Origin of the sequence: Cognatundibacterium squillarum (assembly GCF_014652435.1) — a bacterium.
Lineage (GTDB): Bacteria > Pseudomonadota > Gammaproteobacteria > Burkholderiales > Burkholderiaceae_D > Undibacterium > Undibacterium squillarum.
This window is the reverse complement of sequence record NZ_BMYU01000010.1, coordinates 121,622-130,934: the sequence shown is the minus strand read 5'-3', so window position 1 is coordinate 130,934 and position 9,313 is coordinate 121,622. Positions and strand designations below refer to the sequence as shown.

The window sequence follows — 9,313 nt, the reverse complement described above, 5'->3', positions numbered from 1 at the left end:
TGCCCACATTTATTGGCTGTTGATTGTTAAAGAACTGTATTCTTTTCTGCTATCGCTGCGAAGCGTTGTGTTCGTCAGCAGCAGAGAAACGAGATTATGAAGAAATGCGAACCGCCTGTCAACACCCACTTCTGGATTTTTTCAAAAAGCAGCATCTCATTAACAGAAACGCTACAGAAGACGCGTTAATATTGGGCAAATACATTGCATCTGAATTAGTGAAAGACTGGACTTATGGCATATTCCTTAGACGATTTACTGGTAATTGGGATCTCCTCTCGTGCACTATTCGATCTTGAGCATGAAAATCTGCTTTTTCAGGACAAAGGATTGAATGCATTCAGATGTCATCAGATTGCAAATGAACAAGTCATTCTGAAGCCGGGCGTAGCGTTTCCTCTGGTCAAGGCCCTGCTGCATCTGAACACCCTCCGCACCCAGCGGCGCGTAGAAGTCGTCATTATGTCTCGCAATTCCAGTGAAACTTCGTTGCGTATCTTCAATTCCATCAGCCACTACGGGCTTGATATCAGTCGTGCCGCATTAACCGGAGGCGCGCCTCTGGCACCATATCTGAAAGCATTTCAGGTAGGCTTATTTCTATCATTCGATGAGCAGGATGTACAGGCAGCAGTGAATTGTGGCATCGCTGCAGCAAAACTTTACCAATCTGCACAGAAGGCTGACGAATCCGAACAGATACGTATCGCCTTTGACGGCGATGCCGTATTGTTTTCCGACGAGTCAGAACGTATTTATCAGAAACATGGACTGGAAGCTTTCGAGCGACATGAGCGCGAAAAGGCAAATCAGCCGCTTGCTGAAGGGCCATTTGCTAAGCTACTCAAAACTCTTGCCAGCATACAAAGGGAGAGTATGAGAGATCATCAGTCCGTGCCGCCACTACGCACAGCACTGGTGACAGCCCGTTCTTCACCGGCCCATGAAAGAGTCATTCACACCCTGCGTGCGTGGGATGTCGTGATTGATGAAACTTTTTTTATGGGTGGCATCCATAAATCTGCAGTGCTGGAGGCCTTTCGGCCGCATATGTTCTTTGACGATCAGCATGCACATTGCGAACGTGCCTCAACCGTTGTTCCTACAGGCAGAGTTCCGACGAAGACATGAAATAAAAAGCCGCCACAAACGTGACGGCTTTTTTACCGGACGTGAATTACCGAAAACAATTCACCCGGTGGCATCAGCGCTCAAATACCGCGTCCACTACACACAGTGCTGTCATGTTAACAATGCGACGCACCGTGGCGGACGAAGTAAGGATATGTACCGGACGAGCACAACCCAAAAGGATAGGGCCAATCGCGACATTGTTACCGGCAGCGGTTTTCAGCAAATTGTAGGAAATATTTGCTGAATCAATGTTTGGCATCACGAGCAAATTAGCATCACCTTTCAAAGGCGTATCCGGCATGATTTTCTTGCGATACGAAGTGTCCAGTGCCGTGTCGCCATGCATTTCGCCATCCACTTCCAGTTCCGGAGCATCGCGCTGAATTATTTCCAGCGCTTCGCGCATTTTACGGGCGGACTCTGAATTCGCAGATCCGTAATTGGAATGCGACAGCAACGCTGCGCGCGGCAACAAGCCGAAGCGCTTCATTTCTTCTGCCGCCATGATAGTAATCTCTGCAATTTGCTCTGCAGACGGATTTTCATTGACATGGGTATCAACCACAACCACCTGACGGTCAGGCAGAACCAGTCCGTTCATTGCAGCATAGACATTCACGCCCGGACGCTTACCTAACACCTGATCGATATAATTCAGGTGGAAAGCAAAGTTGCCGAACAAGCCGCAGATCATGCCGTCGGCATCACCTTTATGCACCATCATCGAACCAATCAGCGAATGGCGACGACGCATTTCAAGTTTTGCGTACTGCTCTGTCACACCTTTGCGATTTGTCATGCCGTGGTAGGTTTGCCAGTAATCGCGGTAACGCGTATCGAATTCCGGATTAATCACCTCAAAATCGACGCCCGGACGAATACGTAAGCCGAATTTTTCGACACGCTGCGCCAGCACTTGCGGACGACCAACCAGAATCGGTGTGGCGAGATTTTCATCCACAACAACTTGTACAGCACGCAATACACGCTCATCTTCGCCTTCCGCGTACACAATGCGCTTGCGGTCTTTCGGTGCTTTTTTCGCGATCTGGAACAACGGCTTCATGAATGTGCCACTGTGGTACACGAATTGTTGCAGACGATCGATGTAGGACTGCATATCCTGAATAGGACGTGAAGCAACGCCGCATTCTTCCGCCGCTTTCGCAACTGCAGGTGCAATCTTGATCATCAGACGCGGATCAAAAGGCTTAGGAATCAGATATTCCGGACCGAACGACAAATTGCTGATGCCGTAAGCGGAAGCAACTACGTCCGACTGTTCTGCCTGAGCAAGTTCTGCAATTGCGTGAACAACGGCAATTTCCATTTCACGGGTAATGGTCGTTGCACCGCAATCCAGTGCACCACGGAAAATATACGGGAAGCACAGTACGTTATTGACCTGATTCGGGAAGTCTGAGCGACCAGTCGCCATGACGGCATCATCGCGTACGGCTTTTACTTCTTCCGGCAAAATTTCAGGCGTCGGATTTGCCAGCGCGAGAATCAGAGGACGCGCAGCCATCTGCGCAACCATGTCCTGTTTCAGTACACCTGCTGCGGACAATCCGAGGAAAATATCTGCGCCGGGAATCACTTCTCTCAGCGTGCGCAATGGCGTGTCCTGAGCAAAACGCTCTTTGTCCGGATCCATTAACTCGGCACGGCCTTTGTAAACTACGCCAGCCAGATCGGTCACATAAATATTTTCGATCGGGAAGCCCAGATCAACAATCAGATCCAGGCAGGCCAGCGCTGCTGCACCGGCACCGGAAACTACCATCTTGGTATTTTTAATATCCTTACCAACGACCTTCAGGCCATTCATGATCGCTGCGCCGACAATAATTGCCGTGCCGTGCTGATCATCATGGAAGACCGGAATTTTCATCCGTTCGCGCAGTTTGCGCTCAATGTAGAAGCACTCTGGTGCTTTGATATCTTCCAGATTAATGCCGCCGAAGGTTGGCTCCAGCGATGCGATGATATCAACCAGTTTATCCGGATCAGGTTCGTTAATTTCGATATCGAACACATCAATTCCGGCGAATTTTTTAAACAGTACGCCCTTACCTTCCATCACAGGTTTGGACGCGAGCGGACCGATATTGCCCAGACCCAGAACGGCGGTACCGTTGGTAATTACGCCAACCAGATTACCACGTGCGGTATAGCGAAACGCTGCCGCAGGATCAGCGACGATTTCTTCACAAGGTGCAGCAACGCCCGGCGAATAGGCCAGAGCGAGGTCACGCTGGTTAGTCAATTGCTTAGTAGGAGTGACACTGATTTTTCCAGGTGCCGGACATTCATGGTATTCCAGGGCCGCCTGGCGCAATTGCTGGCGTATCTGCTCTTTTTGATCTGCTGTATCCATAGGGCCTCTTTCTCTATTGCTTACGGAAAACTGACATTGGGCTGTGATTCTAGCAGACGACGCTTTCAACTTTCATACGTATTTGTACGGTTTCTATGCTTTTATCGCATAGGATGCGTTGAAAAAAGAATAAATCTGCCTTTAAAGCGGCAAAATCTATGTATTTCATTAACAAATTCAATTTCCCCTGAGCGTCACCTTTACCTATGCTTCTTCTGTCAACACATCGGGAGGAACCATGAAAACGCTGCTCAGTGAATTGCAACACTCTGACGATCTGAAAAATATGCTGCTGACGATTTGCGGAATCTGACCTGCGCCTGTTACCCGCATACTCCGGATACCCCCGGAAAAATTATTGCATGTGGTGCAAACGCGTACTTGCCGGTTCTGGGTAAAATGCCGGCATGCTTTCCGAATTCGATCTTATTTATCAATACTTCGCCAGTCACCGAACCTCGCAAACGGGTATTGCTCTGGGTGTCGGTGATGACTGCGCCCTGATTCAGCCAACTGCAGGCCAGCAACTTGCTGTTTCCAGTGACATGCTGGTTGAGGGACGCCATTTCTTTGCAGGTGAAGATCCTCAGCGGTTAGGGCACAAATGCCTCGCCGTCAATCTGTCGGATCTGGCCGCCATGGGCGCAAATCCACTGGGTTTCACACTTGCATTCTCACTGCCAGATGCCAGCCCTGAATGGCTTTCCGCATTTTCATGCGGCCTGTTGCAACTGGCTGACCGTTATCAGTGCCAGTTGATTGGCGGCGACACCACCAAAGGGCCACTGAATATTTGCATTACCGTATTCGGTGAAGTTCCGCCGGGGCAAGCCTTGCGGCGCGACGGCGCACAGGCGGGAGATGATCTCTGGGTTTCCGGCACGCTGGGAGATGCACGACTTGCGCTGGCAGCATATCTGGGGGAACTGTCTCTTCCTGCTGACCAGCATGAGCAGGCAGCAAGCCGCATGCATTTGCCAGAGCCAAGAGTTGCGCTCGGCATGGCTTTACGCGGGATTGCAACTGCAGCACTGGATATTTCCGACGGCTTGTGCGGTGATCTCGGGCACATACTGAAACGATCCAGACTTGGTGCCCGCATCAATTGCGATGCGTTGCCCGCAGGTCCGGTGCTGAGCAGACAATCCCGCGCTTTACAACATCAGTTCTGCCTGTCTGGTGGTGATGACTACGAGTTATGTTTCACCGCACCGGCCGACCGTCGCGCTGAGGTTTTGCAGGCTGCGCAGCTTTCGCAGACACCGGTCACCCGTATTGGCAGCCTGACCAGCGATCCCGGGCTGGTGCTGACCGATGCCGCTGACAACATCCTTGAACTGGCACTTACATCATTTGATCATTTCCGTTCACCATGACGCATTCCACTGCCTCCGCTTCCGCCACAAAACCCAGACCAGACCTGCGCTTTATGCTGCGGCATCCCGCCCATATTCTTGCCCAGGGATTCGGGAGCGGCTTATCTTCGGTTGTACCGGGGACAATGGGAACGCTGTTCGCATGGCTGAGTTTTCACTGGTTGTCCGGTTACTGGCCACAATGTTTCCACCTGAACAACTGGATTATCATCATCATCGCTGGTTTTGTAGTTGGCATATGGGCTTGTGATGTGACGGGAAAGCATCTGGGAAAACCGGATGACGGCAGTATGGTATGGGATGAAATCATTGCCTTCTGGCTGGTATTGATCTTTGTGACGCCTTCGGATACGCAAATGCAAACGACTGCCTTTCTGATTTTCCGTTTCTTCGATATGGTCAAGCCACCGCCGATTCGTTACTTCGATCAGAAATGGAAAGGCGGATTCGGTGTCATGGCAGACGATATCATTGCAGCATTTTTCACACTGCTCTCCCTCGCGATCTGGAAAGTGCTGTAAGACATCCGGCGTGGCTTTAGTTCAACAATGAAAAAATCTGTTGCCGGAACACGCAATTTCCGGCCGCAGGTGATAAAGTGAAATCGTCGCAATATCCCTGCGACGCTATCGGGATCTGCGTATCAGCGATAACAACACAAACGATCTGACAGGAGGCGCACCATGCACAATCCGATTGAACTGGCGACACGGGTCGGAGAAGAACTGAAATCCCGCCGTTTATTACTCAGCGTTGCAGAATCATGTACCGGCGGCGGTATTTGTCATGCCATCACAGAAATTCCCGGCTCATCAGAATGGTTTGACTGCGGGTTTATCACTTACTCAAACTCTTCCAAAACGGAGATATTAGACATTCCGGCTGCATTGCTGGCGCAACATGGTGCAGTCAGTGAAGAAATCGCAGCGGCAATGGCAGAAAGCGCGGTTTCCAGCTCAGAAGCCCATGTCGGCATTTCCACCACCGGGATTGCCGGACCAACCGGCGCGGTACCGGGTAAGCCGGTGGGAACGATTTGTTTTGGCTGGCGTGTTGGCGGCATCACCCACACCGAACGTAAAGTGTTTTCCGGCGACCGCAAGGCAGTCCGCGAACAAACCGTGAACTACGCTTTACAGAAATTACTGATGTACGTGCAGGAACTCTGACGCAGATTGCATGGCGAAAACCAGCGCACAAAATCTGCGCAGCACCGGAGCGAATTCTTTGTTAGCTGTGCGGACGCATAAAGACGTCACCTGAAACAAATGCCGGACCTGAAATTTGCGCTGCACGGGTCCGGCGTTTATTCCTAAGCCAGATAACATCCGGTGTCAGTGAGAGCGGGTCAGCAATTCATCCACCAGTACTGCCTGAATTTTGTCGGTCTGCAAGCGGGAATTCAATTCTGTACGCAATTTTTCCCTTGCGCGATCCATTCCTTCTTCGGTATTCAGATCATTCACATCGATCGTCGTCATGACGATGGGAAATAAGTCAGACAATGCTTGTTTATGTTTCGCCAGCCAGCCGCTATCGGCACTGGCGACCTGCACGGTAATCACCATACGAATCGTCTGGTCATCCACGGTGACCACGTTTTGCGGCAGCGTCAGATAAGATGGCGTCAGCGCATCCGACTTGATTTGTTTGGTGTAAACAATGGCACCGAAAATGGCGATAAAGCCAACTAAGGCAATGATCGCAGCATATGTCGTGAAATTATCCCGTCCGCTGTTTTTAGCTGTACTCGCTTTGCTTTCTTTATCGCCATACCTTGCGGCTGATGTGAACAGCGCTGGCTGAGGGCGTTGTATTGACGCTTTTTCAGCGCCGTCTTCCATCAGGTCCGGTACCGACGCAGGCTTTGATGCGGCCGGGTCTGAGGGATCTGTGATTTCCTCAAAATCCAGTTCGGAACTCAGTAATTTAGGGCGTTTCGGCTTGTCTGTCATGTTACGAACAAGGAATGGGATAAGAGCCTGCGTTGAGGAAGCGGTACTTAACCGTCAGAATCTGATCCGCTTCGCTGCGAAGACGACCGTATTTTACCTGAAGCCCGCGATTTTCCGCCCGACATTTCCATACGGCAACCAACCGGATGGTGCCCGCGAATGCCGGGATCGTTTATCATTGCCGCTTTCGTTTCGCTTAGTAACTATGTCTGCCGTACCAAACCAGGACAACAGAAATTCCGCACTGGACCAGATGAAAGGCGTACTGATCTTTCTGGTGGTGTTCGGCCATCTGATCGAATTGTACTTTCATCATGATAGTGTATTACGGCCATTATGGATTGCGATTTACACCATGCATATGCCGATGTTCATTCTGATTTCCGGCATGGTGTCGAAAGCAGAACTGAACAGCCGCCAGTCGGTGCAACTTGTAAAGAATGTACTGGCACCGCTGCTGGCATTTGAACTGATTTACGAAACCACAGAATACCTGCTAACCGGAAAAACCAGTGTATATGCCGGCCTGATTGCCCCTTACTGGATGCTCTGGTATCTGATGAGTCTGCTGAGCTGGCGTCTGATGCTGCCCTTATTCTCGCGGCTGCGCTATCCCTTATTTGCTGCGTTACTAGTGGCAGGTGTAACAGCGTATTCCGAGCATTCCGGCTATCTGCTGAGCTTGTCGCGAACGATGATGTTTTTACCGTTTTTCATTCTCGGCTGGCAGCTGGGGCCTGACTTCTGGAGCAAACTGCCTTCATCGAAGGCATGGATGGCGGTATCGGCTCTGATACTGATCGCTACGCTCGCCATCTGCGCCCATCTGCCGCAGGACTTTGATTACCGCTGGCTGTACGGCAGTTTTTCGCTGCACCGGCTGGGTAAAGCGACGCTGGAAGGCAGCATGTATCAGGCATTGCAATATCTGTGTTCCGTCAGCGCCGGTTTTGCCGCACTGTACTTACTGAGCCGGAGAAATCTCGGGCTGGCCCGTCTGGGACAGCATTCGGTGTATGTATTTCTGTGGCATGGTATGGCGCTGATCGTGATGAATGCGACCGGCCTTCTGAAGCAGCTATTTGAACTGCCGCAATTCTGGCGCGTAACGCTGGCCATACTCGCCAGCGCACTGATCACCTTTATCACGGCGCACCGCTGGACTGCATGGCTGACAGAGAAACTGATACTGCAACCGGTGCGCAGCCTGTTGTTAGCCGGACAAAACAAGCAGTAAGACTGGACTCACTGTGCACAAAAACAGCAGCGGCCGCCATCAGACGGGACGCTGCTTTTTTTATATGCCCGCTCCGGACGAAGACTGCTTTTGGCATCAAATGCGGTGTTCTGCACAGCGATCTGGCTGTCGTCGGCAGAAAGTCCGGACTTCCTGAAAAACAAAATGACGATCGCTGCACATTCACAGATAACAGACGACCGCACGGATGCTTGTCGCGATTCCGGGAGTATGTACCGGCAATGCTGTCATGCAAAAGAAAACACCGTCGCCGGATAAGGGTCAACGGTGTTTGCAAAGGTTTTGAGCAGGTCAGCGGGGCTGAATTTGCGCCAAATGCGGTGTTCTGCACAGCGATCCGGCTGTCGTCGGCAGAAAGTCCGGACTTTCAATATGACCAGATGACGAACCCTGCACAATCACTACGATACTTCAGGGAAAAAATCGTCGCCAGCCGGCGTCTGCATCAGTAAATTATTCTGCGTCGAAGAATTGCGGATTTTTACCTTTAATATCTTTGTAAAACGCACGGATCTCTTTCATATCCGCTTCGATGTCGCCGGTAGGCATAAACATTTTGCCGATGCCGCCAACCTTGCGGCTGAAATCCAGATACCCAAGCGCAATCGGTACACCCGCACCCAGCGCGATGTAATAAAAGCCGGTTTTCCAGCGTGTCACTTTGCCGCGCGTGCCTTCCGGCGGCACGATCACGGTCAGCTCCGTATTGGCATGAAACGCATCAATGGTGCCTTGCACCAGATTATTCGCCTTGCTGCGATCTACCGCGATACCGCCGAGCCAGCGCATAACACCACCGACCACTGGCGGAAACAGACTGGCTTTCCCCATCCAGTACACCCGCAAACGCATCACAAAACACACCATCAGGGTGACCGGAAAATCCCAGTTACTGGTATGCGGTGCAGCGATCAGCACATATTTTTTTTCCTGCGGCGTCATGCCCTCCACTTTCCAGCCGGTCAGCCGCATCGATAACAATGCCACCCAGCGCATGAAATGGTTGATAACAGGAGTTTGAAAGATAGTCAGATGCATGACGTAAGTATTTGATAATAAAAGAAAATAATCCCGCCCAGCGGGAGACGGCATTATAAGGAGTATGCAGAAAAACGAAAGGATTTCAGCGGATTTTTTTGATCTGGCGCGTCCGCGGCTGACGCGGCACACCGTACATGCGGATCACGGGCACAGTGTTCAGATGCCCGTT

At 51.1% G+C, this 9,313-nt stretch carries 8 protein-coding genes; 5 read left to right on the top strand and 3 right to left on the bottom strand.

Annotated elements, in window-relative coordinates; all coding sequences use genetic code 11:
- Nucleotides 1-234 precede the first annotated feature (234 nt).
- Entirely contained in the window at nt 235-1,131 is an 897-nt protein-coding gene (locus tag IE092_RS16790) for a 5'-nucleotidase (protein ID WP_189358510.1), read from the top strand.
- Nucleotides 1,132-1,204: 73 nt separating this feature from the next.
- On the opposite strand, the gene IE092_RS16785 is transcribed toward IE092_RS16790, so the two are convergent.
- Nucleotides 1,205-3,514: an NADP-dependent malic enzyme gene (locus IE092_RS16785; protein ID WP_189358508.1), complete on the bottom strand. Its 2,310-nt coding sequence runs from the start codon at nt 3,512-3,514 to the stop codon at nt 1,205-1,207.
- 407 nt (nt 3,515-3,921) lie between these two features.
- Here IE092_RS16785 and thiL point away from each other — a divergent pair, with 407 nt between their 5' ends.
- The 3 genes from thiL to IE092_RS16770 all read left to right on the top strand — a co-directional run bounded on the left by thiL (nt 3,922) and on the right by IE092_RS16770 (nt 6,059).
- Nucleotides 3,922-4,890, top strand: coding sequence for a thiamine-phosphate kinase (gene thiL, locus IE092_RS16780; protein WP_189358506.1), 969 nt, complete (start codon nt 3,922-3,924; stop codon nt 4,888-4,890).
- Entirely contained in the window at nt 4,887-5,411 is a 525-nt protein-coding gene (locus IE092_RS16775) for a phosphatidylglycerophosphatase A family protein (protein ID WP_229793230.1), read from the top strand. Before thiL ends, IE092_RS16775 begins: the two co-directional genes overlap by 4 nt.
- Before the next feature lie 162 nt (nt 5,412-5,573).
- Nucleotides 5,574-6,059: a CinA family protein gene (locus IE092_RS16770; protein ID WP_189358504.1), complete on the top strand. Its 486-nt coding sequence runs from the start codon at nt 5,574-5,576 to the stop codon at nt 6,057-6,059.
- 165 nt (nt 6,060-6,224) lie between these two features.
- Here IE092_RS16770 and IE092_RS16765 read toward each other — a convergent pair whose 3' ends face one another.
- Nucleotides 6,225-6,845 carry a flagellar basal body-associated FliL family protein gene (locus tag IE092_RS16765; RefSeq protein WP_189358502.1) on the bottom strand — a complete coding sequence of 207 codons (621 nt, stop codon included), beginning with the start codon at nt 6,843-6,845 and terminating at the stop codon, nt 6,225-6,227.
- Between the two features lie 205 nt (nt 6,846-7,050).
- Here IE092_RS16765 and IE092_RS16760 point away from each other — a divergent pair, with 205 nt between their 5' ends.
- Complete coding sequence (locus IE092_RS16760) at nt 7,051-8,082, top strand: acyltransferase family protein (RefSeq protein ID WP_189358500.1); 1,032 nt, start codon at nt 7,051-7,053, stop codon at nt 8,080-8,082.
- Nucleotides 8,083-8,556: 474 nt separating this feature from the next.
- On the opposite strand, the gene IE092_RS16750 is transcribed toward IE092_RS16760, so the two are convergent.
- Nucleotides 8,557-9,141: a lysophospholipid acyltransferase family protein gene (locus IE092_RS16750; RefSeq protein ID WP_189358498.1), complete on the bottom strand. Its 585-nt coding sequence runs from the start codon at nt 9,139-9,141 to the stop codon at nt 8,557-8,559.
- Between the last annotated feature and the right edge of the window lie 172 nt (nt 9,142-9,313).